This is a genomic window from Allobosea massiliensis (assembly GCF_042655245.1).
Lineage (GTDB): Bacteria > Pseudomonadota > Alphaproteobacteria > Rhizobiales > Beijerinckiaceae > Allobosea > Allobosea massiliensis.
In genome coordinates this window covers 74,887-99,219 of sequence record NZ_JBHSLU010000068.1, presented here as the reverse complement: position 1 = coordinate 99,219, position 24,333 = coordinate 74,887, and the positions used below count along the sequence as shown (strand labels likewise).

At 67.6% G+C, this 24,333-nt stretch carries 28 protein-coding genes; 19 read left to right on the top strand and 9 right to left on the bottom strand.

What is annotated here, in order from left to right; translation table 11 throughout:
* The first annotated feature begins 191 nt into the window (after nucleotides 1–191).
* Nucleotides 192–1,520 (top strand): NAD(P)/FAD-dependent oxidoreductase, encoded by a 1,329-nt coding sequence (locus ACFPN9_RS20970; RefSeq protein ID WP_066721402.1) that lies wholly within the window; start codon nucleotides 192–194, stop codon nucleotides 1,518–1,520.
* Nucleotides 1,521–1,727: 207 nt separating this feature from the next.
* Here the strand turns inward: ACFPN9_RS20970 and ACFPN9_RS20965 are convergent, their stop codons facing one another.
* Entirely contained in the window at nucleotides 1,728–1,982 is a 255-nt protein-coding gene (locus ACFPN9_RS20965; RefSeq protein WP_066721399.1) for a DksA/TraR family C4-type zinc finger protein, read from the bottom strand.
* A 291-nt stretch (nucleotides 1,983–2,273) separates the two neighbouring features.
* Between ACFPN9_RS20965 and ACFPN9_RS20960 the strand changes: the two genes are divergently transcribed.
* Nucleotides 2,274–3,116 (top strand): alpha/beta fold hydrolase, encoded by an 843-nt coding sequence (locus ACFPN9_RS20960; protein ID WP_066721426.1) that lies wholly within the window; start codon nucleotides 2,274–2,276, stop codon nucleotides 3,114–3,116.
* Nucleotides 3,117–3,211: 95 nt separating this feature from the next.
* Here the strand turns inward: ACFPN9_RS20960 and ACFPN9_RS20955 are convergent, their stop codons facing one another.
* Nucleotides 3,212–4,138 carry a VOC family protein gene (locus ACFPN9_RS20955; protein WP_066721397.1) on the bottom strand — a complete coding sequence of 309 codons (927 nt, stop codon included), beginning with the start codon at nucleotides 4,136–4,138 and terminating at the stop codon, nucleotides 3,212–3,214.
* A gap of 282 nt (nucleotides 4,139–4,420) precedes the next feature.
* On the opposite strand from ACFPN9_RS20955, the gene ACFPN9_RS20950 reads away from it, so the two are divergent.
* Genes ACFPN9_RS20950 through ACFPN9_RS20935 form a run of 4 tightly spaced genes read left to right on the top strand, consistent with a single transcriptional unit; the run spans nucleotide 4,421 to nucleotide 8,935 of the window.
* A complete protein-coding gene (locus ACFPN9_RS20950; protein ID WP_066721395.1) occupies nucleotides 4,421–4,693 on the top strand; it encodes a XapX domain-containing protein in 273 nt (90 codons plus the stop codon).
* Between the two features lie 14 nt (nucleotides 4,694–4,707).
* Nucleotides 4,708–6,585 (top strand): amidohydrolase, encoded by a 1,878-nt coding sequence (locus ACFPN9_RS20945; RefSeq protein ID WP_066721424.1) that lies wholly within the window; start codon nucleotides 4,708–4,710, stop codon nucleotides 6,583–6,585.
* A gap of 9 nt (nucleotides 6,586–6,594) precedes the next feature.
* Nucleotides 6,595–8,199 carry an MFS transporter gene (locus ACFPN9_RS20940; protein WP_066721393.1) on the top strand — a complete coding sequence of 535 codons (1,605 nt, stop codon included), beginning with the start codon at nucleotides 6,595–6,597 and terminating at the stop codon, nucleotides 8,197–8,199.
* Between the two features lie 49 nt (nucleotides 8,200–8,248).
* Complete coding sequence (locus ACFPN9_RS20935; RefSeq protein WP_066721391.1) at nucleotides 8,249–8,935, top strand: hydrolase; 687 nt, start codon at nucleotides 8,249–8,251, stop codon at nucleotides 8,933–8,935.
* 48 nt (nucleotides 8,936–8,983) lie between these two features.
* On the opposite strand, the gene ACFPN9_RS20930 is transcribed toward ACFPN9_RS20935, so the two are convergent.
* Both ACFPN9_RS20930 and ACFPN9_RS20925 read right to left on the bottom strand, forming a co-directional pair.
* The gene (locus ACFPN9_RS20930) at nucleotides 8,984–9,928 is read right to left on the bottom strand and encodes an AraC family transcriptional regulator (RefSeq protein ID WP_066721389.1); all 945 of its coding nucleotides are present in this window, start codon (nucleotides 9,926–9,928) and stop codon (nucleotides 8,984–8,986) included.
* 139 nt (nucleotides 9,929–10,067) lie between these two features.
* A complete protein-coding gene (locus tag ACFPN9_RS20925) occupies nucleotides 10,068–10,946 on the bottom strand; it encodes a LysR substrate-binding domain-containing protein (RefSeq protein ID WP_066721388.1) in 879 nt (292 codons plus the stop codon).
* A 486-nt stretch (nucleotides 10,947–11,432) separates the two neighbouring features.
* Here ACFPN9_RS20925 and blh point away from each other — a divergent pair, with 486 nt between their 5' ends.
* Genes blh through ACFPN9_RS20895 form a run of 6 tightly spaced genes read left to right on the top strand, consistent with a single transcriptional unit; the run spans nucleotide 11,433 to nucleotide 15,042 of the window.
* On the top strand, nucleotides 11,433–12,728 hold the full coding sequence (blh, locus tag ACFPN9_RS20920) for a bifunctional sulfur transferase/dioxygenase Blh (RefSeq protein WP_068075155.1): 1,296 nt from the start codon (nucleotides 11,433–11,435) through the stop codon (nucleotides 12,726–12,728).
* A gap of 17 nt (nucleotides 12,729–12,745) precedes the next feature.
* On the top strand, nucleotides 12,746–13,063 hold the full coding sequence (gene bigR / locus ACFPN9_RS20915) for a sulfite-sensing transcriptional repressor BigR (protein WP_067253767.1): 318 nt from the start codon (nucleotides 12,746–12,748) through the stop codon (nucleotides 13,061–13,063).
* Complete coding sequence (locus ACFPN9_RS20910; protein WP_067253764.1) at nucleotides 13,060–13,467, top strand: YeeE/YedE family protein; 408 nt, start codon at nucleotides 13,060–13,062, stop codon at nucleotides 13,465–13,467. The genes bigR and ACFPN9_RS20910 overlap by 4 nt, the downstream gene beginning before the upstream one ends.
* On the top strand, nucleotides 13,464–13,901 hold the full coding sequence (locus ACFPN9_RS20905) for a YeeE/YedE family protein (protein ID WP_067253761.1): 438 nt from the start codon (nucleotides 13,464–13,466) through the stop codon (nucleotides 13,899–13,901). Before ACFPN9_RS20910 ends, ACFPN9_RS20905 begins: the two co-directional genes overlap by 4 nt.
* 9 nt (nucleotides 13,902–13,910) lie before the next feature.
* A complete protein-coding gene (locus ACFPN9_RS20900) occupies nucleotides 13,911–14,219 on the top strand; it encodes a YgaP family membrane protein (RefSeq protein WP_245282321.1) in 309 nt (102 codons plus the stop codon).
* 28 nt (nucleotides 14,220–14,247) lie between these two features.
* A complete protein-coding gene (locus ACFPN9_RS20895; RefSeq protein WP_067253754.1) occupies nucleotides 14,248–15,042 on the top strand; it encodes a sulfite exporter TauE/SafE family protein in 795 nt (264 codons plus the stop codon).
* Between the two features lie 19 nt (nucleotides 15,043–15,061).
* On the opposite strand, the gene ACFPN9_RS20890 is transcribed toward ACFPN9_RS20895, so the two are convergent.
* Genes ACFPN9_RS20890 through ACFPN9_RS20880 form a run of 3 tightly spaced genes read right to left on the bottom strand, consistent with a single transcriptional unit; the run spans nucleotide 15,062 to nucleotide 16,952 of the window.
* Nucleotides 15,062–16,132, bottom strand: coding sequence for a YeeE/YedE family protein (locus tag ACFPN9_RS20890; RefSeq protein WP_067253751.1), 1,071 nt, complete (start codon nucleotides 16,130–16,132; stop codon nucleotides 15,062–15,064).
* Nucleotides 16,133–16,167: 35 nt separating this feature from the next.
* Nucleotides 16,168–16,545 (bottom strand): ArsR/SmtB family transcription factor, encoded by a 378-nt coding sequence (locus ACFPN9_RS20885; RefSeq protein WP_067253749.1) that lies wholly within the window; start codon nucleotides 16,543–16,545, stop codon nucleotides 16,168–16,170.
* Between the two features lie 2 nt (nucleotides 16,546–16,547).
* Nucleotides 16,548–16,952, bottom strand: coding sequence for a thioredoxin domain-containing protein (locus ACFPN9_RS20880; RefSeq protein WP_067253746.1), 405 nt, complete (start codon nucleotides 16,950–16,952; stop codon nucleotides 16,548–16,550).
* A gap of 74 nt (nucleotides 16,953–17,026) precedes the next feature.
* Here ACFPN9_RS20880 and ACFPN9_RS20875 point away from each other — a divergent pair, with 74 nt between their 5' ends.
* The gene (locus ACFPN9_RS20875; protein WP_067253742.1) at nucleotides 17,027–17,596 is read left to right on the top strand and encodes a SoxW family protein; all 570 of its coding nucleotides are present in this window, start codon (nucleotides 17,027–17,029) and stop codon (nucleotides 17,594–17,596) included.
* 5 nt (nucleotides 17,597–17,601) lie between these two features.
* Here ACFPN9_RS20875 and soxX read toward each other — a convergent pair whose 3' ends face one another.
* Both soxX and soxA read right to left on the bottom strand, forming a co-directional pair.
* Entirely contained in the window at nucleotides 17,602–18,216 is a 615-nt protein-coding gene (soxX, locus tag ACFPN9_RS20870; protein ID WP_068075153.1) for a sulfur oxidation c-type cytochrome SoxX, read from the bottom strand.
* A gap of 12 nt (nucleotides 18,217–18,228) precedes the next feature.
* Nucleotides 18,229–19,020: a sulfur oxidation c-type cytochrome SoxA gene (gene soxA / locus ACFPN9_RS20865; RefSeq protein ID WP_068075161.1), complete on the bottom strand. Its 792-nt coding sequence runs from the start codon at nucleotides 19,018–19,020 to the stop codon at nucleotides 18,229–18,231.
* 215 nt (nucleotides 19,021–19,235) lie between these two features.
* Here soxA and soxY point away from each other — a divergent pair, with 215 nt between their 5' ends.
* The 6 genes from soxY (at nucleotide 19,236) to ACFPN9_RS20835 (ending at nucleotide 24,272) form a co-directional block, all read left to right on the top strand.
* Complete coding sequence (gene soxY / locus ACFPN9_RS20860) at nucleotides 19,236–19,700, top strand: thiosulfate oxidation carrier protein SoxY (RefSeq protein WP_377817548.1); 465 nt, start codon at nucleotides 19,236–19,238, stop codon at nucleotides 19,698–19,700.
* A 51-nt stretch (nucleotides 19,701–19,751) separates the two neighbouring features.
* Nucleotides 19,752–20,081 carry a thiosulfate oxidation carrier complex protein SoxZ gene (gene soxZ, locus ACFPN9_RS20855; protein WP_068075380.1) on the top strand — a complete coding sequence of 110 codons (330 nt, stop codon included), beginning with the start codon at nucleotides 19,752–19,754 and terminating at the stop codon, nucleotides 20,079–20,081.
* Nucleotides 20,082–20,182: 101 nt separating this feature from the next.
* Entirely contained in the window at nucleotides 20,183–21,880 is a 1,698-nt protein-coding gene (gene soxB, locus ACFPN9_RS20850) for a thiosulfohydrolase SoxB (protein ID WP_377817547.1), read from the top strand.
* Nucleotides 21,881–21,926: 46 nt separating this feature from the next.
* Nucleotides 21,927–23,204 (top strand): sulfite dehydrogenase, encoded by a 1,278-nt coding sequence (gene soxC, locus ACFPN9_RS20845; protein WP_377817546.1) that lies wholly within the window; start codon nucleotides 21,927–21,929, stop codon nucleotides 23,202–23,204.
* On the top strand, nucleotides 23,188–23,943 hold the full coding sequence (locus ACFPN9_RS20840; protein WP_377817545.1) for a c-type cytochrome: 756 nt from the start codon (nucleotides 23,188–23,190) through the stop codon (nucleotides 23,941–23,943). Before soxC ends, ACFPN9_RS20840 begins: the two co-directional genes overlap by 17 nt.
* On the top strand, nucleotides 23,943–24,272 hold the full coding sequence (locus tag ACFPN9_RS20835; protein ID WP_066724383.1) for a c-type cytochrome: 330 nt from the start codon (nucleotides 23,943–23,945) through the stop codon (nucleotides 24,270–24,272). The genes ACFPN9_RS20840 and ACFPN9_RS20835 overlap by 1 nt, the downstream gene beginning before the upstream one ends.
* Nucleotides 24,273–24,333: the final 61 nt, after the last annotated feature.

Below are 24,333 nucleotides of genomic sequence, written 5' to 3'. Positions count from 1 at the left end.
ATATTCCAAGGACAGAATGATATATCGACGTTTTTGGAACAAATCGCGCGCAACGGGGGCGTTTAGGAGAAGGGCATACTCCACGCCTCGCCGGCGCGAAAAGGTGCCCCTTGCGTCCGCGCCGCGAGGTGGCAAGGATGGATTCACGCGCCGTCCTGGTGCCCCTGTCGCCGCCTCGGGAAGTTCAGCCCATGTCCGCCTCTGCCCCCGTCACCTGGCCGCCCTCGCTCTGGGCGGCGACCGCTCCGGCCGGCCCGGCCCTGCCCGCGCTGGAGGGCGAGGTGCAGGCGGATGTCGTGGTGATCGGTGCCGGCTTCACCGGCCTGTCGACGGCGATCCATCTGCGCGAGGCCGGGGTCGAGGTCGTGGTGGTCGAGGCGGCCGAGCCTGGCTGGGGGGCGTCGGGCCGCAACAACGGCCAGGTCATTCCGACGCTGGCCGGGCATGATCCCTCCGCCATGGTGGCGCGCCATGGCGAGGCAGGCGAGCGCTTCAACGCGGTGCTGCGCGACAGTGCGCAGTATCTGTTCGACACCATCAGAAGATACGACATTGCCGCCGAAGCCGAGCAGGCGGGCTGGGTTCAGCCGGTGCATTCGCCGGGCCGCTTCAAGCTGGCCGAGAAGCGGGTGCGTGAATGGTCTTCGATCGGCGCGCCGGTCGAGTTGCTCGACAAGGCCGCGACCGCGCGGATGACCGGCTCGGAGGCCTGGTTCGGCGGTTTCTGGAACCGCACAGGCGGCCATATCAACCCGCTCGCGCTGGCGCGCGGCCTGTCCCAGATCGCACTCACGCTCGGCGCCGTCATCTATGCCCGCTCGCCCGTTGCCGGCATGACGCGCCAGGGCGAGCGCTGGCTGGTGAAGACCGCCAAGGGCTCGGTCACGGCCCGCGCGCTGGTGCTGGCGACCAATGCCTATACGGACGCATTCGAAGGCGGACTCGCTCCCGCGATCGCCGCGGAGGTCGTTCCGGTGCTGTCCTGGCAGATGGCGACCCAACCGATCAGCGACAACATCGCCAAGACGATCATTCCCGATCGGCAGGCGATGTCGGACACGCATCGCGAGCTCTATTTCGCCCGCTGGGACGCGCGCAACCGGCTGGTGACGGGCGGCGCGGCGGTGTTTCCCGGGGCCGGCGGCGACAATCTGCGCAAGCCGGTGGCCGAGCGGCTGCTGCGTCTGTGGCCGCAACTGGGCGAAGTCTCCTTCGATTATGTCTGGTCCGGCTATATCGGCATGACGCCGGACGATGTGCTGAAACCGCAGGTGCCGGGCTATCCGCGCATCCACCGGCTGGGGCCGGACGCCTTCGGCTGGGTCGGCTGCAATGGCCGGGCGGTGGCGCTATCCGTATCGCTGGGACGTGAGCTCGCGCGGGCGACGCAGGGCGTGCAAGTCGAAACGCTCGGCCTGCCGCTGTCGGAGCCGAAGGCCCAGCCGATGCGCGACCTCGTCCGCCGCATCGCGCCGCTGGCCCTGCCGCTTTACCGGGCTCTGGACGCGCGGGAGATTTGAGCCACGCGCGTGATGACCACGCCTTATCTATCGGTACGGACGCGAAGGGCTTGAGATCACCCAACGCTGCTCAAGCATGCCACCCTGGCGGGTATGCGGCCTGTGATGCGCCAGCGGCTCTCTCGAGGCCTTTCGCCCACCCATGCGCGGATGGGTGCCGGGTCCCAGGTCTCTCGAAAGACTGACCGGATCATCCCGCCAAATGGTCTATCCGGCTGGGCTGGCGCGGCGGGTATAGGCGGACGCCAGGGCCGGGCGGTCATGTCCCGACTGGCAATCCACGCAGAGCCGTGCGCCGGGCATGGCGGCGCGCCGCGCCGGCGGAATCTCGTCGCCGCATTGCTGGCAGTGGATCTCGCCCGGCCCCGTCGGCAGGCGCGAGCGGGCCAGCCTGACAGCGTCGGAGACGGAATCGTCGATCTGGTCCTGAACGGCTCCGTCCGGAGCCCAGCCGCTGGCCATGGCAATCCTCCTGTGGCAGCGAAACGGAGATCGCAGCTGTCGGTTCCGGTGTGCCCGCGCTCCACAAGGAGATCGATCGCCGGTGATGCGCCCGGTCGCGGTGCGTCTCGAGCAGCCTGCGGGCCTGGCGAGCCGACTGTCAGCGCAAATCCAGCCAAGCCGCGACGCTAATCTGCAATCCCCGGCGGGCAGGGGGGCTTACCTCTTCCGCGCGAGGTGAACGCGGACCGGACCGAATGCGTTCTCCCGCAGGCAATCGCGCCAGCCCCTCCCGAGACAAGGATGCAGCAGATGAGCAGCGGGTTCGTGAAGACCAAGGACGGCGTCGACATCTTCTACAAGGACTGGGGCCCGAAGGACGCCCAGCCGATCATGTTCCACCATGGCTGGCCGCTCAGCAGCGACGACTGGGATAACCAGATGCTGTTCTTCCTCAGCCACGGCTATCGCGTCGTCGCCCATGACCGGCGCGGCCATGGCCGTTCGACCCAGGTCGACACCGGCCACGACATCGACCATTACGCCGCCGACGCGTCGGCCGTCGCCGAGCATCTCGACCTGCGCCAGTCCGTGCATATCGGCCACTCGACCGGCGGCGGCGAAGTCGCCCGCTATGTCGCAAAATTCGGCGAGCCGCAGGGCCGCGTCGCCAAGGCCGTTCTGGTCTCGGCCATTCCGCCGATCATGCTCAAGACGGAGCGCTATCCCGGCGGGCTGCCGATCTCGGTCTTCGACGGTCTGCGCAAGGCGCTCGCCGACAACCGGGCCCAGTTCTTCCACGATCTGCCGTCCGGCCCCTTCTACGGCTTCAACCGCGACGGCGCGAAGGTCGATCAGGGCGTCATCCTGAACTGGTGGCGCCAGGGCATGAATGGCGGCGCCAAGGCGCATTATGACGGCATCAAGGCCTTCTCCGAGACCGACCAGACCGACGATCTCCAGGCCATCACCGTGCCCACGCTGGTGATGCATGGCGACGACGACCAGATCGTGCCGATCGCGGCCAGCGCCGAGATTTCGGTCAAGCTGCTGAAGAACGGCACGCTGAAGGTCTACAAGGGCTTTTCGCACGGCATGCTGACGGTCAATGCCGACGTCATCAACCCCGACCTGCTGGCATTCGTGAAGGGCTGAGACGCCTCTGACACCACGGATAGCGGCGAGGGCAGGGCGCAGGCCCGTCCTCGCCGCAACCGCGAACGGCGCGAGCCCACAGCCCGCGTCGTCGCTCAGTCCAGCGGCGGCAGCAGGCGCAGCAATTCTGCGCGGCGCATCTCCAGGTCCGGTGGCAACGCCAGGCGACGGCCGAGGTCATCCGGACGCTCGTCAATCAGCAGGCCCGGCCCGTCGGTGGCGATCTCGATCAGGATCCCGTCCGGCCCGCGGAAATCGACGGAGCGGAAGTAGAAGCGGTCCTTCACAGGTCCGGCCTCGATCCCGAAGAGGCGCCCGAGCCGCGCGGCGATATCCGCCTGATGAACACCGTCCCGCGCGCGGAAGGCGACGTGATGGAGGGCCCCGGCTCCCAGCCGCGCCCGCCCATCCTCGCTGCGGTGGTGAAGCCAGAACGCGCCGCCCGCCTCGTCATGTGCCGCAAAGCCGCTCCAGTCGCCATACCGGCCGGTCGCGCGGTAGCCCAGCACCCGCGTCAGGATCGCGGCCATCAGATCGGCGGCCCGCAGGCTCAGCGCGACCGCATGAAGCCCACGGATCGCTGCAGGAGCCGGCATGGCACTATCAGCCGCCCAGCCAGCCGTGCCGCCGACCAGCGCCAGCTTCAGGCCGTCCGGATCCTCCAGCAGCAGCGCGGCCTCGCCCGACGGCAGGGCGCCCCTGCGGCAGTCCACCGACGACCGGCCGAGATGCTCCTCCCACCAGCCGAACGTCGAAGGGTCGATCGCGAAGGAGACGAACTCGGTCTCGTCCGGCCGCCGGGGCGCGGGGGCCGAGCTGGGCCAGGAGAAGAAGGTCAGGTGACCGCCGGGCAGGCCGCGATTTTGACCATAGATCAGATGATAGGCGCCGGGGTCCTCATGGGTCACCGTGCGCTTCTCGAGGCGCAGGCCCAGCACGTCGCGGTAGAAGGCGAGGTTGCGTGTGGGGTCCGTGGCGACGGCCGTGACGTGATGCAGGCCACGCCCGCTGACTGGCGACATCGGCATCTCCCCGCGCGCGCCGTCTTGACGCGGCACGCGGTGCTAGCGAGGGCGAGGAGACGCCCGTTTGCGGGCCGTGTCTTGGACAAAGCCCTCATCTTTTGCCGCCCCCTGCGGCCGCCGACGAGGCCGGAGGGCATCGGCTCAACCCGCCCATTCCCCCGCGCCGACGGATTCCGACAAAGCGCCGCCGATCCGGACAAGACGCCGCAGAGGCCACTCGCCACCTTGGCTGAGAGGGTCGAGCCGGCGCGGGACGCGCCGAGGCCGAGGGGGGCGGTGATGAAGATCTATCTGCTGTCGCTCGGGGCAGGGCTGCTGGTCGGCGTCATCTACGGCCTGATCAATGTCCGCTCGCCAGCGCCGCCGGTCGTCGCGCTGGTTGGTCTGCTCGGCATCCTCGTGGGCGAGCAGGTGCCGCCGCTGCTGAAGGGTCTGTGGAGCCGCGAGCCGGCCGGCCACTCCTGGCACCGGCAGGTCCGCCCGCATGTCTTTGGCCATCTCCCGGCCGGGGACGGACGCCGCAGCCCCTCCGGCGAGCGGGAGCGCGGCTGATGAAGGAGCCCGCCATGGCCGCCGAGCTGATCCTGCGCAATGGCCGGATCACGACGCTGGACCGCAGCAATCCGGTCGCCAGCGCCGCCGCGATCCGGGACGGCCGTTTCGTCGCGGTCGGCGACGAGGCCGAGGTGATGGCGCAGGCCGGGGCGGCGACGACGATCGTCGACCTGAAGGGCAGGCGGGTGCTGCCCGGGCTGATCGACAACCATCTCCACATTATCCGCGGCGGCCTGAACTTCAACATGGAGCTGCGCTGGGACGGGATGCGTTCGCTCGCCGACGCGATGGACATGCTCAGGCGCCAGGTCGCGGTGACACCGCCGCCGCAATGGGTGCGTGTCGTCGGTGGTTTCACCGAGCATCAGTTCGCCGAGAAGCGCCTGCCGACGATCGAGGAGATCAACGCGGTCGCTCCGGACACGCCGGTCTTCCTGCTGCATCTCTACGACCGCGCGCTGCTCAACGGCGCGGCACTGCGGGCTGTCGGCTACACGAAGGCGACCCCGAACCCGCCGGGCGGCGAGATCACGCGCGACTCGGCCGGCAACCCGACCGGTCTGCTGCTCGCCAAGCCCAATGCCGGTATCCTCTATGCGACGCTGGCCAGGGGGCCGAAGCTACCCCTCGACTACCAGCTCAACTCCACGCGCCATTTCATGCGCGAGCTCAACCGCCTCGGCGTCACCGGCGCGATCGATGCCGGCGGCGGCTTCCAGAATTACCCTGACGACTACGCGGTCATCCAGCAGCTCGCCGACGAGAACCAGCTGACCATCCGCCTCGCCTACAACCTGTTCACGCAGAAGGCTGGGCAGGAGAAGGAGGACTTCCTCAACTGGACGAAGACTTCCACCTACAAGCAGGGCGACGACTATTTCCGCCACAACGGCGCCGGCGAGATGCTGGTGTTCTCGGCTGCCGATTTCGAGGATTTCCGCCAGCCGCGGCCCGACATGCCGCCGCAGATGGAGGACGACCTCGAGGGCGTGGTGCGCATCCTCGCGCAGAACCGCTGGCCCTGGCGGATGCACGCGACCTATGACGAGACGATCTCGCGCGCGCTCGACGTCTTCGAGAAGGTCGACCGGGACATTCCGCTCGCGGGGCTGAACTGGTTCTTCGACCATGCCGAGACGATCTCGGAACGCTCGATCGATCGGGTCGCGGCGCTCGGCGGGGGCGTCGCCGTGCAGCACCGCATGGCCTTCCAGGGCGAGTATTTCGTCGAGCGCTACGGGCTGGACGCCGCGCAAGCGACGCCTCCGGTCGCGCGTATGCTGGAGAAGGGCATCAAAACCTCCGCCGGCACGGACGCCACCCGCGTCGCCTCCTACAATCCATGGGTCTCGCTGGCCTGGCTCATCACCGGCCGCACGCTGGGGGGCCTGCGCCTCACGCCCGAGCGCAACTGCCTCGACCGCGAGACCGCGCTGCGCATGTGGACGGAGAACGTCACCTGGTTCTCCAACGAGGAGGGCAAGAAGGGCCGCATTGCGGTCGGCCAGCTCGCCGATCTGATCGTGCCGGACCGCGACTTCTTCTCCTGCCCGGAGGACGAGATCTCCTACATATCGGCCGAGCTGACCGTCGTCGGCGGCCGCATCGTCTACGGCGCCGGCGATTTCGCGTCGCTCGACGAGACCAAGCTGCCGCCGGCGATGCCGGACTGGTCGCCGGTGCGAACCTTCAGGGGTTATGGCGCCTGGGGCGAGCCGGACGGCGCGGGCAAGAACTCCCTGCGTCGGAACGCGATGACCGCCTGCGGCTGCGCCAGTTCCTGCGGCGTCCATGGCCACGACCATGCCGGCGCCTGGGCGAGCACGCTGCCGATCTCCGACCTCAAAAGCTTTTGGGGCGCGCTCGGCTGCGCCTGCTGGGCCGTCTGAGGGGGCACGATGAGCACGCCCGAGAGCAAGCCGGCACAGGCATCGGCCTTCGCGCCGCTGCGCGGGCGCGTCTTCGCCGTGCTCTGGGCGGCGACGATCATCGGCAATGTCGGCTCCTTCATGCGCGACGTCGCCAGCGCCTGGCTCGTCACCGATCTGTCGGGGGCGCCGGCGGCGGTCGCACTCGTCCAGGCGGCTGCCACGCTGCCGATCTTCCTGCTGGCGATCCCGGCCGGCGTGCTCTCGGACATTCTCGACCGCCGCAAATTCCTGATCGCGATCCAGTTCCTGCTCGGCCTCGTCAGCCTGTCGCTGATGCTCCTCTCGACCGCCGGGCTCCTGAGCGTGAGTTCGCTCGTCGCTCTCACCTTTTTGGGGGGCATCGGGGCCGCCCTGATGGCACCGACCTGGCAGGCGATCGTGCCCGAACTGGTCGAGAAGCCCGATCTCAAGAGTGCGGTCGCGCTCAATTCGCTGGGCATCAACATCTCCCGCGCCATCGGGCCGGCGCTGGGTGGCCTGATCCTGGCCACGCTCGGCGCCGGCTTCACCTATGGCGCCGACGTGCTGAGCTATGTCGTCGTGATCGCCGCCCTGATCTGGTGGCGGCGCGCGCCCCAAGCCGACGATGCCCTGTCCGAGCGCTTCACAGGCGCTTTCATCGCCGGGCTACGCTATGCGCGGGCGAGCCGCGAGCTGCATGTCGTGCTGCTGCGCGCCGCGGTGTTCTTCGCCTGCGCCAGCGCCGTCTGGGCACTGCTGCCGCTCGTTGCGCGCAATCTCCTGGGCGGCGGAGCCGGCTTCTATGGCATCCTGCTCGGCGCGGTCGGCGCAGGCGCCATCATCGGCGCCCTCCTGCTACCGCGGTTGCGGGCGCGCTTCGATGCCGATGGCTTGCTGCTACTGGCGGGCATCGTCACCGCGGCGGTCATGGCCACGCTGGCGCTGGCGCCCCCGCAAGGGATCGCCGTGGCGATCCTGATGCTGCTCGGCGCGGCCTGGATCATCGCCCTGACGACGCTCAACGGCGTAGCGCAATCGATCCTGCCGAACTGGGTGCGCGGTCGGGCGCTGGCGGTCTATCTGACCGTCTTCAACGGCGCGATGACGGCGGGCAGCCTGAGCTGGGGCACGGTCGCCGAGGCCGCGGGCCTGCGGGGAACGCTGGTGATCGCAGCAGGCGGCCTGTTGGTCGCTGCGATCGTCATGCACCGGGTGAGGCTTCCCGCTGGCGAAGCGGATCTGGCGCCGTCGAACCACTGGCCCGAGCCTCTGGTGGCCAGCAGCGTCGCGCCTGACCGCGGTCCCGTTCTGATCCTGATCGAATACCGGGTTCAGGCGACGGATCGTGAAGCGTTCGTCGCGGCGATCCGGCGTCTCGCCGTCGCACGTCGTCGCGACGGCGCCCATGACTGGGGCATCACCGAAGACACCGCCGACCCGGAGACGCTGGTCGAGTGGTTCGTCGTCTCGTCCTGGGCTGAGCATCTGCGCCAGCACAAACGGGTGTCGAAAGCCGATGCCGATCTGCAGCAGCAGGTCAGACGCTTCCATCTCGGCGATGCCCCGCCCGTCGTGCGCCATTTCCTCGATCTGCGCCCGACGCCCGCGTGACGGGGAGATCCCCTGCATCAGCCTTCCATCCCAACCCAAGGAGACGACCATGTCCGGCTATCTCGAAGTCCTGACTCCCCAGAACAGCCAGATGATCTTCATCGACCAGCAGCCGCAGATGGCCTTCGGCGTACAGTCGATCGATCGTCAGGCGCTGAAGAACAATGTCGTCGGCCTCGCCAAGGCGGCGAAGGTCTTCGGCATCCCGACGACCATCACAACCGTCGAAACCACGAGCTTCTCGGGGCACACCTATCCCGAGCTTCTCGCCGTCTTTCCCGAGAGCAAGATCCTCGAGCGGACCTCGATGAACTCCTGGGACGACCAGAACGTCCGCGACGCGCTCGCCGCCAACGGCCGCAGGAAGGTCGTCGTCTCGGGACTCTGGACCGAGGTCTGCAACACCACCTTCGCGCTCTGCGCCATGCTGGAGGGCGGCTATGAGATCTACATGGTCGCCGACGCCTCCGGCGGCACCTCGGCCGACGCCCACAAATACGCGATGGACCGCATGGTTCAGGCCGGCGTCGTGCCGGTGACCTGGCAGCAAGTGCTGCTCGAATGGCAGCGCGACTGGGCCCGCCGCGACACTTATGACGCCGTCGTCGCGATCGCCAAGGAGCATTCCGGCGCCTATGGCATGGGCATCGACTACGCCTACACCATGGTCCATGGCGCGCCCGAGCGTGTCGCGCATGGCGAGCGCATCGGCCCCAACCCGGCCAAGGTGGCCTGAACCGAGCCCGGTCCGGGCGGCTGGCGGGAGACGCCGGCCGCCCGCGGATCAGGCGGACAGGCGGGGGATGTCGGCGGCCGGCTCGAGCCGCCGCCGCCAGGCACCGGGCGGCATCCCGACGAGCTGCTTGAAGACGCGGGTCAGATGGCTCTGGTCGCCGAAGCCGCAGATCAACGCGATGTCGGAAATCGGGAGGTGGGCGGCCGCGAGATGTTGCTTCGCCTCGTCGACCCGCAGCTGCATCAGATAGCGCTGCGGCGCGACGCCCGTGCTGCGCCGGAAGGCTCGGGCGAAATGGCTGGCGGTGAGGCGGCATTCGCTCGCCAGCTGGGAAATCGTCAGTTCGGATGCCAGCCGCGCGGACATGATCTCCTTGGCCCGGCGCTCCTGCCAGGGTGCGAGCCGCCCGCCTGCCCGTTCTTCGGCGCAGCCGGGACCGCCATAGACCTCCGCGACATGGGTCAGGAGGCAGATCGCGAGCTGGTCGATCAGCAGCGTGTTGGAGCCGGTCGACTGGGCGGCGCGCATCAGCGTGTCGCACAGGCCGGCCAGGATTGGGTCCGGCCGCCCGGCATCGCAGCGCAGGCTGCCGACAGACTGGGAGCGACGCTCGCCGACCGCGGCCAGCGCCCTGACGGGGATGTAGATCTGCAGCGCATCGACCCGGCCGCAGAGCTGCCATTGCGGCTTGTCGCGCAGATCGGTCAGGCTGACAGAGCCAGCGGGCAGCGGCCCGTGATGTTGCGGCTCACCCCCCACCCAGCAGCTGTGGCCGTCGAGCCGGTCGATCGGACAGAGCAGCGAAAAGGCCGCATCGGGCGGGGCTGGCCGCGTGCGTTCGCGCCGCCTCTCGCCGCAGGTCAGCCGCGTCGCCACCAGCGACAGTTCGCCCTCGAGCCTCAGTGTGCTGACGTCCTGGCCGCGCACGCCGAAATGCCGGGCGGCGCGTTGACCGAAGAAGCCGTCGGTCGACAGCGGCACAGGCAATCCCATGATCGGTCTCCCGGTTTGCGAGCGTGGTGTCAGGCTGGACCCCATGCTGCAGCACCGTCGAAGGCCCGGCAATCATCTGCCCGGATGAGCTTATGCGGTGGCGTTATGGACGATTCGCGACGGCCCTGGCGCGCCGTACTCAGCGCGACTCCATTAGGCAGTCGATGAAGTCGCGCACGAGTTGCGACTTGGGCCGCTCCGGCGGGCGGATGAGCAGGGTGCGGCTGTTGACGACCGGTTCGAACGGCCGCAGCACGACCCGGCTCTGGTCGAAGCCCGCGACCGCATAGTTGGTCAGCAGGCCCGCTCCGATCCCCTCGGCCACCATCGCATAGACGGTGGAAGCATAGAGGGTCTCGACGACGATTCGCGGCATCGGGACACCGGCCTCACGAAAGATCATCTCGAAGCGCCGGCGCACCCGATCCTCTGGCACATAGGCGATGAAATCGCGTCCGGAGAGATCGTGAGGCCGGATGACCTCGCGCCCGACCAGGGGATGGCCGGGTGGCAGGGCGCAGAGCTCGCGCGGCTGGACGAAAATCTGTTGCTCGATACCGGCAAGTTCGATTTCGTCCGCCGCCAATCCAAGATCGTAGGCTCCACTCGCAACGCCGTCACGCACGTCGCGGGAGGACTGGACCATCAGCGTCACCGTCGCATCGGGCCAGCGGGTGCGGAATTTCACGATCGCCTTGGGGACGACCGAGCCGCTGAGCGAGGAGAGGCTGGCGATCCTGATCTCGCCGGCGCCGCTGTCGCGGATGCGCGCCGCGGTCGAGCGCAGGCGGTCCATGCCGCGGAAACTCGCCTCGACGTCCTCGTAGAAGAGACGACCCTCCGGAGTCGGGATGATTCGACTTCGCACACGGCTGAACAGGCTGAAGCCCAGCGATCGTTCGAGATCCGCAATCAGACGGCTGGTGGCAGGCTGGCTGACCCCGATGATTTCAGCCGCCCTCGACACCGTGCCCGCCTTCATCACGGCTGCGAACGCCTCGATCTGGCGCATGTTCATGAAGCGGTCTCCTGCGGTGTCTTCGTCATGGCCATGCAAGCGGGATGCTGGCGGCACTGAAAACGCCGCCGGACATGGCCGTTCCGATCTGGTTGCTTAGCGTCCGTCCTCGATCTCTTGCAGCGCCCGCAATCTGCCTGCGTCAATGGCGCTCCGTTGCTCAGTGCCGGTTGGTTCGGCTCGATGTTTCGGGCCTCGCGAGAGGACCAAACCGAGCAGGGCGGCCGCTTCACGGCGTGCAGCCTGTCCACGCACCGCTGGAGCGGCGCTCCGGCAGGGCACGCCGACCGCCGATCCCACGAGACGCCGCGTCAAATTGATCAGCCTCAACGTCGTCAGCTTCTGCGGCGGGCTTCCCGACGGCCCCGAGAAGCTGTCGCCGCCGGCCTGAGCGCTGCGCGATGCGGGAGGAGATTCAGCCCCTTGCCTGATCGACCCGTTGGATATACATTATGTTTAATCGTATAATGTCTATGTGAGGATGTCGTGGCCGCGATCGAAATCTCTCCCACCTTGACGGCCGCCGGCCAGCCCGATGCGGCCACCTTTGCCGGGCTCTCCGGCTCGTCTTTCGCCGGCGTCGTCAATGTCCGGCCCGATGGCGAGGAGGGTGGGCAGATCGACCATGAGCGCGCGGCCCTGATCGCGCGGGAAGCCGGGCTGGGCTACGCCTATGTCCCGGTGCGGTCCGAGACGATCACCGAGGCCGACATCAGGGCGTTCCAGACCGAAGTGGCCGCCATGAAGGGGCCCGTCTATGCGCATTGCCGCTCCGGCACGCGCGTCGCGATCCTGCATGTCCTCGGCGAGGTGCTGGACGGGCGGATGCGAGCGGAGGACATTGCTCCCTTCGGTGCGCGGCTTGGCTTCGACCTGTCCGCTGCGAAGGCCTGGATCGACCGGGACCGCACGCGGACGCCGCGCGTGAAGGGCTTCCATGATGCCCGCACCGGCAGCATTCAGTATGTCGTCTGGGATCCGGCGACGCATTGCTGCGCGATCATCGACCCGGTGCATGATTTCGACGAGAAGTCGGGTGCGACTCGGACGACGCATGCCGATGCGATCCTCGCCTTTGTGGCCGAACAGGGCCTGACGGTCGAGTGGATCCTCGACACCCACCCCCATGCCGACCATTTCTCGGCGGCCCAATACCTCAAGCAGAAGACGGGTGCGCCCATGGCAATCGGCGCCCGCGTGACAGAGATCCAGACATTGTGGCGGCGTCTCTACAACTGGCCCGCCCTGGAGACGGACGGCTCGCAATGGGACCGGCTGTTCGAGGCGGGAGATCGGTTCAAGCTCGGCAGTCTCGCCGGGCGCGTGCTCTTCTCGCCGGGGCACACGCTGGCCTCCGTGACTTATGTCATCGGCGACGCCGCCTTCGTTCACGATACCATTTTCATGCCCGATTCCGGCACGGCGCGAGCGGATTTTCCCGGCGGCAGTGCAAAAGCGCTCTGGGCCTCCATCCAGGACATCCTGGCGTTACTCGACGATACGCGGCTGTTCACCGGGCATGATTACGAGCCGAACGGGCGCCATGCGCGCTGGGAGAGCACGGTCGGCGAGCAGAAGGCCAGCAATGGCCATCTCGTCGACATGACGCAGGAGCGCTTCATCGCGCTGCGCGAGGCCCGCGACGCGACGTTGCCCATGCCCAAGCTGATCCTGCCCTCGCTCCAGATCAATCTGCGCGGCGGCCGCCTGCCGGAGCCGGAGAATGACGGGCGGCGCTATCTCAAGATCCCGCTCAACGCTCTGCCGGGGGCGGTCTGGTGAGCGGCGCGCCGTCACCGATGGAGGCCGACGCCCGTCACGCGATGGCGGCGCGCGCCGAGGAGGTCGCTGCCCTGCTGAAGGTGATGGCTCACCCCGTCCGCCTGATGCTCGCCTGCAAGCTTGCGGAAGGGGAGTATTCCGTCGGCGAACTGGAGAGCCTGCTCGACATTCACCAGCCGACGCTGTCGCAGCAGCTCGGCATTCTCAGGGAGACCGACATCGCCGAGACCCGCCGCGACGGCAAACAGATCTTCTACCGCCTGACGCAGCAGAAGGCCGCGCAGCTGATCGCGGCGCTGTACGATATTTTCTGTCAGAAGGACGATGTTTCATGAGCGCCTATTGGCCTTCGCTGTTCGGCGGCATGGTGCTCGGCCTCTCGGCCGGGATGCTGCTGCTGCTCAACGGTCGCATCGCCGGTATCAGCGGCATCGTCGGGCGCCTGCTCGGCGGTCTTCAGGCCTGGGTCAACGGCGCCTTCGTCGCCGGGCTTCTCGCCGGTCCCGCGATTTATGCCACGATCCATGGCGCGCTCCCGGCCATGACGGTTTCTGCGTCCTGGCCCGTGATCATCGTCGCGGGGCTTCTGGTCGGCATCGGAACCCGGATGGGTTCGGGCTGCACCTCCGGTCACGGTATTCTCGGCCTGGCGCGTCTGTCGAAACGCTCGATGGTCGCCACGCTGAGCTTCCTCGGCGCCGGAGTGGCGACGGCCACTCTTTCGGGGATGCTGTCATGAGCCCGCTCGCCATCGCCCGCATCACCGTGGCGCTCCTGTCGGGTTCGCTCTTCGGCTACGGCCTGTCGCTTTCGGGCATGGTCGATCCGGCCCGCGTGCTGGGCTTCCTCGACATCGCCAGCGGACGGTGGGACCCGAGCCTGATGTTCGTACTGGGCGGGGCGGTCTGCATCGCCTTCATCGCCGTCACGATCCAGCGGCGCCTGCAGCGGCCGGTTTTCGACACGCAGTTCCAGATCCCTGAGCGGACCGACATCGATGCCCGCCTGATCGGCGGTTCGGTGCTGTTCGGCATCGGCTGGGGGCTGGCCGGTTTTTGCCCCGGTCCGGCGCTGTCGGCCCTGACGACGGGACTGACACCGGTCCTGCTGTTCATCGTGGCGATGATCGCGGGCATGCTCCTGCATGACCGCGTTCTGGCGAGGGCTGCCTAGGCGTCGCAGGTGCCGCTGAACAGCCCCATTGACGTTTTTAAATGCAAATATTCGCATGTTTCGAGTTTTGGATTCATCACCGGAGAGACAGTTATGACCAATGTAGGCGCACTCGATCGCACCCTTCGATTCCTCCTGGGAGCGCTGCTCGTCGCCGCCGTCTTCGTTCCACCTTTCGCCGGGATGGTCGCGTCTTGGGGAGCCTGGAAATGCGCGCTGACGGTCTGGGGTGTGGCGATGCTGGCGACGGCGGCCTTCCGGTTCTGCCCGGCCTATACGTTGCTGGGCATCCGGACCTGTCCGGTGGCCAAGTCCTGATGCGACCGCTGAAGCAGGCGGCGCCGTCATGATCGCGGGTGCCGATCTGGCCTCTGTCGGCTCGGGCTCGCTGGTGGGCTTCGTTCTGGGACTGATCGGAGGCGGCGGCTCGATCCTGGCCGTGCCGCTGCTGGTCTATGCCGTGGGCGTGGCCTCGCCGCATGTCGCGATCGGCACCAGCGCCGTCGCGGTCGCGCTCAGCGCCTTCGCCAATCTGCTCGGCCATGCCCGCGCCGGCCATGTCCGCTGGCCCTGTGCGCTGGTGTTCTCGACCGCGGGGATCGCGGGAGCCGCCGCCGGGTCGGCCATCGGCAAGCGCTTCGATGGTCAGAAGCTGTTGCTGCTGTTCGGCGTGCTGATGATCGTGATCGCGGCGATGATGCTGGTGCGCAAAGCGGGCGACGGCTCAGGTTTCAGGCCGCTCGGACGGGCAACCGCGTCGACGCTGTTGCCGCGCCTGCTTGGAATGGGTGGGCTTGTCGGCGCGATGTCCGGCTTCTTCGGCATCGGCGGCGGCTTTCTGATCGTGCCGGGGTTGATGGGCGCCGCGCGCATGCCGATGATCATGGCCATCGGCTCGTCGCTGGTCGCGGTCACCGCCTTCGGTGCGACAACCGCCGCCTCCTATGCGCTGTCGGGCCTTGTCGACTGGCGCATCGCCATCCTGTTCGTCGCGGGTGGCGTCGCCGGTGGTCTTGGCGGCACGTTGCTGGCCCGGCACCTCTCGCGCCACAAAACGATGCTGTCGCGGGTCTTCGCCGCGATCGTCGCCATCGTCGGGGTTTACGTGGTCCTTCGCGGCTATACGGCCGTCTTGGGCTGAGGCAGAACAAGGGCAGCCGTCAGTTCCGGAAGATCTGGCGGATCGAGCCTTCCAGCAGGAAGGCGATGCCCATTCGCGCACCGACCATCATGCCGAAGATCGCGAGCGGCCAGGACAGGGCCATCATCGAGCCGGCCGTGATACCCTGACCGATGGTGCAGCCTCCGGCGAGGATGCCGCCGCCGCCCATCATCACCGCACCGACCAGATGGCGACGCATCTCGTGATGGTCGTCGAAAGCCTCCCAGCGCAGCTCGCGATCCATCAGCGCCGACAGGAATGATCCGAGCACCACGCCGATCACCGAGCCGATGCCGAAATCCAGCAGGCCTTCGGGCGTCGTCAGGACCGCATAGAGCGCCCGACCGACCGGCGACACGAAGGTCAAGCTCTGGGGCCGGGAAGAGATCGCGAATTCGTCGATCGCCACCCCGGTCGCCCACCAGCCTGCCACGACGCCGAGGCCCAGCGTCACGCCCGCGAGCAGCAGACGGGGCGAGCGCCGCAACCGTCCGTCGAGCGCCACGGCCAGAACGAGAACGGAGGCCGCAGCGAGGGCGATGACCAGCCGCAGATCGCCGAAACCCCACCAGGCCAGAACGGAGGAGAGGTCGCCCTGCACCGCGCCGGGAACACCGATCGCCACCGCCTCCAGCCCGTCGATCCGCAGGGGCGCGAGTATGCCGCGCAGAGTCGCATAGGCGGCCGCGCCGAATACCATCATCACGATCAGGCTGCGCAGGTCGCCGGTCCCGAGCCGCACCAGCGATCCGAAGCCGCAGGTGCCGACCAGAGCCATGCCCACGCCGAACAGCGTCGAGCCGACCAGGATCGCAAACCAGGGCATGGCGCTGGGAACATAGGTCGAAAGGGCGGGGTTCAGCACGCCGCCCCAGACCATCGCCTGGGTGCCGAGGAGGGCGACGCCGAGCGCAAGGCCGAAGATGCGGATCCGGCGGGTGTCGCCGCCGAGCCAGACATCCTCGATCGCGCCGAAGGAGCACAGGCGCCCCCGCCTCGCCGTGAAACCGCAGGCCGCGCCGATGGCGATGCCCGCGAGCGCGATCGACCAGGCCGGCAGCGGCGCCATGCCTCAGATCGAAACCAGGGAAAGGCGCTCCGGCATCACTCGACGGCCGGCGTCGCCGGCGGGCCACAGAAGATGTCGTAGATCACCGCAATCATCCGGCGGACATCGTCATTGGCCAGGCTGTAATAGACCGCCTTGCCATCGCGGCGGGTGGTTACGAGCTGGTCGAGGCGCAGCCGCGCCAGTTGCTGCGAGACCATGGGCTGGCGCAGCGAGAGGATGTTCTCGAGCTCAGTCACCGTGCGCTCGCGCTCGGCCAGCAGGCAGAGCAGGAGGAGACGGTTCTCATGCGACAGCGCCTTGAGAAAGTCGCTCGCCTTGCGGGCCTTGCGCATCAGCAGGTCGAGTTCGGCCGAGAACTCCTCGCCGTCACGCAACTCGGCTTCGAGGGCCTTTGATACGATCGCGCTCATGGTCAATCCAATTTCGCGGCGGCGCCGCTGCGGTGAATAGGGCCTGGCATGTCAGCAAGCATCTTGCCAAGCAATCCCCAGAAGGCGTCGTCGCCCTGATAGCCGGTGATCCGGCCTGCTTCCTGTCCATCCTCGATCAGCACGAAGGTCGGCGCGGCGATGACGGGCGCGGCGAGCCCGGCGAGGGTGGATCCGCCGGGCCTGAGCGCGACGCGGCGCAGCGGCGCCCGCTTGCCTTCGTCGGTCAGATGGTAGGCGGGTGCGACCTCGCGTTCGAAGCGCGCGCACCAGGGACAGCCCTCGCGCGTGAACATGACGAGCTCCGCCGCGGCCACGGGCACCACGCCGGAGCCGAGGAGGGCGAGCAAAGCCAGGAGCGCCACTGTGCGGGAACGGATGAAACCCATTGCGGTAACATAGTCGTATTCGTATGTTTATTCCAGTCACGAACCGAAGGCTGCTTCGTGTCGGGAGTTTCGCCATGCAGACGCGCCGCACGATCCTCGCAGCCGGCCTCTGTGCCGCCTTTCCGGCGAGTGCCTCGGCGCGGGCCACGCTCGGCGAGGACGGGCTCTACAAGCTGGACTGGTATCTCGAAAGCTTCCTGGATCTGGCCGACGACCTTGCGGCGGCTACCGCCGCCGGGAAGCGCTTCGCTATCCTCTGGGGGTTGAAGGGCTGCCCGGCCTGCCGCCGGATGCACGAAGTCCATCTCGCCGACCCGGCGACGGAGCGCTACATCCGCGAGAATTTCGAGATCCTGCATCTCAACATTCTCGGCCAGCGCCCGGTCACCGATTTCGACGGCAGCAAGCCTGGCGAAAAGGCCTTCGCCGCGCGTTATGCGATCGAGGGCACGCCCTCGATCCAGTTCTTTCCCGAAACCGCCGAGGGGCTGGGCGCGAGGCCGACCGCGGCCCGCGAGGTCGCGCGGATGCCGGGCTTGCCCGATCCGCGCGAGTTTCTCGCCTGGTTCCGCTTCGTGCGCGAGAAGGGCTATGAGCGCGGGGCCTTCGCCGACTGGCCCGGGAAGAAGCCGGCCGGCGGCTGAAGCCCCTATTTGTTCACCGGCGACTCCGGATCGAACAGATAGGCCATCACGTCCTTGATCTGCTGCTCGTCGAGCACCTTGTTGGTGCCGAAGCGCGGCATGTTCGAGCAGGGCACCACCGCCATCGAATTGTAGATCTTGGTATAGGCGTCCTTCATCGCCTCGGCGTCGTACTTCCGGTCCTTGCCATAGGCGGTGAGGCTGGGGCCGAGCGTCCCGTAGCTGACCTCCTTGGGGTCGAGTTGGTGGCAGGCGAAGCAGTTGCCGCCGGCGACGGTTCCCGGCGGATCGGAAAACTGGCCGCCGCGGCCGTTATTGGCCACCGCATAGCCCTTCTTCCAGTCGCCGAGCAGCTTGCCGTCGGCCGGATAGGTGACCTTGGCCAGTTCGCGCTTGATGATCGCCTCCGATTGCGCGGAGGTGACGTTGTTGCGGGTCGCGTTGCAGACGGCGAGCGACTCGTCGGGCGTGATCCGGGCCACCCATTCCGGGGAGGCCTTGCCAAAGGTCGATTTGACATAGGCCTCGATGGTGGCCTGGCTCGGCTTCTGCTGGGCGAGGGCGGGGCCGGCGATCAGCAGGGCGGCGGAGGCCGCGGCGGCGAAAGCGGTTCTGGTCATCGTCTCGCCCTCTCAGCGCTTGATCGACGGCACGGCGATCTCGCCGCCGGCGGCCTGTTTCTGCAGGAAGACCGTCAAGGCGGTCAGGCTGTCGGAGGCGTATTCGGGCACCGGCCAGCGCTGCTGGCGGTAGCAGTCCCAGAGACGGTGCTGCATCGTGCGCAGCGCGCTCTGCGAGACACGATAGGTCGGCCAGGACGCCATGGTGGCCTGTGCCGCGGCGCCAGGCGTCGAGAGGTTCGGCAGGCCCTGCAGGCGGATGCGCTTGCCTTCCTCGGCGTGGCAGGTGGCGCAGGAGAAATCCATCACGCCGCCGCGGCGGTAGAACAGCTCTTCGCCGACCGCCGCCATCTCGATCTCCTTGGGATGGCTGAGCTGCGGCTCGATCTTCATCCCGCTCGACTTGTTGGCGATGAAGGCGGTGAGATCCTCGAGATCCGAGGCGCGGCCCGGGCCGGAGAAGCGGCGGGCGACGATGTCCTTGGTGTCCAGCCCCTGCAGCTTGTCCATGCACCAGAGCAGGCGCTGCTCGGTGTCCATCACCCGGTCCGCATCGGCGAAATAGCGCGGCAGCTTGGCGAAGGCGCCTTCGAGCTGGCCCGGACCCTCGCCCAGATCACAGGCCTCGAGCGAGACATTCTTCGTGCCCCGCGGTTCGGCCCAGATCGCCTCGCCGCGATCAACCGCGAGAAAGCCGGGATTCGAGAATGGGTCCGAGAGCATCTGGCGATAGCGCTCGATCTCCTTCTCGCTGTCGTCCTGCGGCGGGGCCTGCGCGGTCAGGTGCCCGGCGGCCAATGTCATGGCGGCCGCCAGCACAGCCGCTCCGATGATGGGGAGCTTCATCTCTTGCCCTTTCGTTTCCTCGATCGGCCGCCGAGCGCGACCTTTGTTTGATACCCTCTCTGTCGGAGGGACTTTACATTCACAGAAAACAATATCACGATACGTGCAAATGATGATCGCGTGGCGGCGATGCCGTCAAGAGCGGAACAAGAACATTTCCAAGGAGGAAGCCGATGCCAACCCCGAATGCGGGTCTCACCCGCCGCAGCACCCTCACGGCCGGCGCGCTCGCCGGCTTCGCGAGCCTTCTCGGCGCGCGCCTCGCCTTCGCCGACGAGAAGATGGTGATGGCGGAGATCAAGAAGCTCTATGGCGACAAGACCATGGCCGAGGGCAAGATCAAGCTCGATATCCCCGAGATCGCGGAGAACGGCCTCGTCGTTCCGGTCAATGTCGAGGTCGATAGCCCGATGACGGAGGCCGACTACGTCAAGGCCGTCCACATCTATGCCGACGGCAACCCGCAGCCGGGCATCGTCAGCTACAGCTTCACGCCGGCCTGCGGCAAGGCTTCGGCCGCGACCCGCATGCGCCTCGCCCAGACCCAGAACATCGTCTGCGTCGCCGAGATGTCGAACGGCTCCCTCCATATGGCCAAGGCCAATGTGAAGGTCACCATCGGCGGTTGCGGCGGCTGACCGGCCCGCTACCGCCCCACAAAAAAAACGACTTCAGGTGAGGATGACGCCATGACGACCAAACCCGCCCCGCGTGTCCGCGTCCCGGCCAAGGCCGCTGCCGGCGAACTGATCGAGATCAAGACCCTGATCTCCCATGAGATGGAATCGGGCCAGCGCAAGGACGCGCAGGGCAAGACGATCCCGCGCAAGATCATCAACAAGTTCAGCGCGAGCTTCAACGGCAAGCCCGTCTTCGCGGCCGATTGGCACCCGGCGATCTCCGCCAATCCTTACCAGTCGTTCTTCTTCAAGGCGACGGAATCGGGCGAGTTCACCTTCGTCTGGAAGGATGACGACGGCTCCGAATACACCGCGAAGAACAAGCTGACCGTCGGCTGAGCGGGCCGATCCGGCCGACGACACTCCTGATGAGGTGATGCGCGATGTCCGCAAGGACATCGCCGGTGGGTGGCGCTTCGCGCTCGCCCAGAAGGTGAATCATGGTCTCCAGACGCGAATTTCTTCAGGCGACGGCCGCCGCCGCGGCTATTGCGGCAGCCTCCGGGCTCGGCCCGCTCGGGCGGGCGGCGGCACAGCAGAAGCTGGCGCAGAGCGACATCCTGCGCTTCGATCCGCTGGGCACGCTGACGATCCTTCATGTCACCGACATCCATGCGCAGCTGATGCCGCTGCATTTCCGCGAGCCCTCGATCAATCTCGGCGTCGGCCCGGCCAGGGGCCAGCCGCCGCATCTCGTCGACGCCGAATTCCGTGCGCATTTCAAGATCGCCGCCGGCTCCGCCGACGCCTTCGCCCTGACCTCGGACGACTTCGTCGCCCTGGCGAAGACCTATGGCCGGATGGGCGGGTTCGACCGCGTCGCGACGCTGGTCAAGGCCGTCAGGGCCGAGCGCGGTGACGACAAGGTGCTGCTGCTCGATGGCGGCGACACCTGGCAGGGCAGCTGGTCCTCGCTCCAGACCAAGGGGCAGGACATGGTCGACGTCATGTCGGCCCTGAAGACCGACGCCATGGTCGGGCACTGGGAGTTCACGCTCGGCGCCGAGCGCGTCAAGGAGATCGCCGAGAGCGCGCCCTTCGCCTTCCTCGCCCAGAACATCAGGGACCGGGAATGGAACGAGCCGGTCTTCCCGCCGCGCAAGGTCTTCGCGAAGGGCGGCGTCAAGGTCGCGGTGATCGGCCAGGCACTGCCGCGCACGGCCATCGCCAATCCGCGCTGGATGTTCCCGGACTGGGAGTTCGGCATCCGCGAGGAGGAGATTCAGAAGCAGGTCGACGAGGCGCGGGGCGAGGGCGCCGCCGTGGTCGTGCTGCTCTCCCACAACGGCTTCGACGTCGACAAGAAGCTCGCCTCGCGGGTCAAGGGCCTCGACATCATCCTCACCGCCCACACCCATGACGCGATGCCGGGCCTGATCCGCGTCGGCGACACCGTGCTCGTCGGCTCGGGCTCGCATGGCAAATTCGTCTCGCGGCTCGACATCGCCACCAAGGACGGCAAGGTCTCCGACATCCGCTTCAAGCTGATGCCGGTCTTCTCGGACGCGATCGCCCCCGATGCCGACATGGCCGCGCTGATCTCCAAGGTGCGCGCGCCCTATGCGGCCGATCTCGCGAAGGAAATCGGCCGGACGGATTCGCTGCTCTACCGGCGCGGCAACTTCAATGGCACCTTCGACGATCTGATCTGCGAGGCCATGCTGGAGCAGCGCGACGCCGAGATCGCGCTGTCGCCGGGTTTCCGCTGGGGCGGCACGCTGCTGCCGGGCGACGCCATCACCTGGGAGGCGATCACCAACGCCACGGCGATGACCTACCCCAACTGCTACCGCAACGAGATGACCGGCGCCCAACTCAAGGAGATCCTCGAGGACGTCGCCGACAACATCTTCCACCCCGACCCCTATTTCCAGGGCGGTGGCGACATGGTCCGCATTGGCGGCATGGGCTACGCGATCGATGTCGGCAAGCCGATGGGCAGCCGCATCTCGGGTCTGACGCATCTGAAATCGGGCCAGCCGATCGATGCGGCGCGGAAATATGTCGTCGCCGGCTGGGCCAGCGTCAACGAAGGCACACAGGGCCCGCCGATCTGGGACGTGGTCCGCACCCATGTCGCCGCGCGCAAAACCGTCAGCATCCGCCCCAACGACGCCGTCAAGGTCAGCGGCGCCTGAGCGCGCCCCGCCGATCCTGGGCACCACAACCACGGGACATCCGCCGATGAGCTCAGACCCGAAGACCGAACCGCTCGACCGCCGGCGCTTTCTCGGCGCCGCCGGCCTCGCCGGCGCGGGGCTCGCCGCCTCCGCGCTGCCGCTGCGGGCGCAGGAGGCCAAGCCCGACCCGCTGATCACCGAGGTCCAGGACTGGAACCGCTATCTCGGCGAGGGCGTCGACAAGCGCCCCTATGGCACGCCGTCGCCCTTCGAGAAGCACATCGTCCGCCGCGACGTCTCCTGGCTGACGGCCTCGCCGGATTCTTCGGTCAATTTCACGCCGCTGCATGAGCTCGACGGCATCATCACGCCCTCGGGCCTGTGCTTCGAGCGTCATCATGGCGGCATCGCCGAGATCAACCCGGCCAATCACCGGCTCATGATCCATGGCCTGGTCGACAAGCCGCTGGTCTTCACGATGGAAGACATCCGGCGGATGCCGCGCCAGAACCATGTCCACTTTCTCGAATGCGCCGCCAATTCCGGCATGGAGTGGCGCGGCGCGCAGCTCAACGGCTGCCAGTTCACCCACGGCATGATCCATAACGTCATGTATACGGGCGTGCCGCTGAAGCTCCTGCTCGCCGAGGCCGGGCTCAAGCCCAGCGCCAAATGGCTGATGCTGGAGGGCGCCGACGCCTCGGGCATGAACCGCTCGCTGCCGGTCGGGAAGGCGCTCGACGACGTGCTCATCGCCTTTGCCATGAATGGGGAGGCGTTGCGCCCCGAGCAGGGCTATCCGCTGCGGGCGGTCGTCCCGGGCTGGGAGGGCAACATCTGGGTCAAGTGGCTGCGCCGCATCGAGGCCGGGGACAAGCCCTGGCAGGCGCGCGAGGAAACCTCGAAATACACCGATCTCCTGGCTGACGGCCGCTCGCGTCGCTACACCTTCATCATGGACGCCAAGTCGGTGGTGACGAATCCCTCGCCGCAGGCACCGCTGAAGCACAAGGGTCGCAACGTCCTCTCGGGGCTGGCCTGGTCGGGCCGCGGCACGATCAAGCGGGTCGACGTCACGCTCGACGGCGGCAGGAACTGGCAGTCCGCCCGCATCGACGGGCCCGTGCTCGAGAAGTCTCTGACGCGCTTCTATGTCGATTTTGACTGGGCCGGCCAGGAACTGCTGGTCCAGTCCCGCGCCATGGATTCGACCGGCTATGTCCAGCCGACCAAGGACGAGCTGCGCAAGGTCCGCGGGGTCAACTCCATCTACCACAACAACGGCATCCAGACCTGGCATGTCCGACCCAGCGGGGAGACCGAGAATGTCGAGATCGCTTAAGCCCGTCCTGCTCTCGGGCCTGGCTGCGCTCGCCCTCCTCGGCGCCGGCCCACTGATCGCCCAGACCGCCAAAACGCCTCCGGTGGAGAAGACGGCCCCGGCCGCCCGGGCCCAGGCTCCGGCAGCCACGCCTGCCGCCCCGGCGAAGCCCGCGCCGCTCGGGCTGGGCCGCCTCGCGCTGCCGGCCGAGATCAAGGCCTGGGACATCGACGTCCGCCCCGACGGCGTCGGCCTTCCGCCGGGCAAGGGCACCGTCCGGCAGGGCGATGAGCTCTTCCAGGCGCAATGCGCCAGCTGCCATGGCGAATTCGGCCAGGGCAATGGCCGCTGGCCGGTGCTGGCGGGTGGGCAGGGCACGCTCACCGCCGACCGCCCCGAGAAGACGATCGGCTCCTTCTGGCCGGATCTCTCGACGGTCTACGACTACATCCATCGCGCCATGCCGTTCGGCAACGCCCAGTCGCTGAGCGCGGACGAGACCTATGCGCTCACGGCCTATCTCCTTTTCCTGAACGACATCGTGAAGGACGAGGACTTCGAATTGTCGGACAAGAACTTCACATCGGTGAAGCTGCCCAATGCCGGCGCCTTCTATGACGATGATCGCGAGACGGCCGAGAAGGCGTTCTGGGGCAAGGAGCCCTGCATGACGAACTGCAAACCGGAGGTGAAGATCACGGGGCGCGCCGCGGTGCTCGACGTCACGCCCGATTCGAAATCGGCGCCGAAGGTCGACTGATGCGGAGTTCCCGGCAGTCGCCCGGCTGGTTCAGCTTCGTCGCCCTCGCGGCCTCGCTCTCCGGCGGTCCCGCTCTGGCCTCCGGCGACAAGGCGCTCGGGGAATATCTCTCCTCCGAATGCACGGCCTGCCACCAGACCAGCGGCCGGCAGGTCGGCGGCATTCCCGCGATCGTCGGTCATCCTGCCGACCAGTTCCTCGCGCTGATGGACGCCTACCGGACGAGGCAGCGCAGCAACGACGTGATGCAGACGATCGCGGCGCGTCTGACCGAGGAGGAGATCCTGGCCCTCGCCGCCTATTACGAGAGCCTGAAGCCGCCGGGCTAGGCCCGCCGAGAGACCAGCGGCGCGCATCGATGGGCGCGCCCCATAAACAGAACAACAAAGG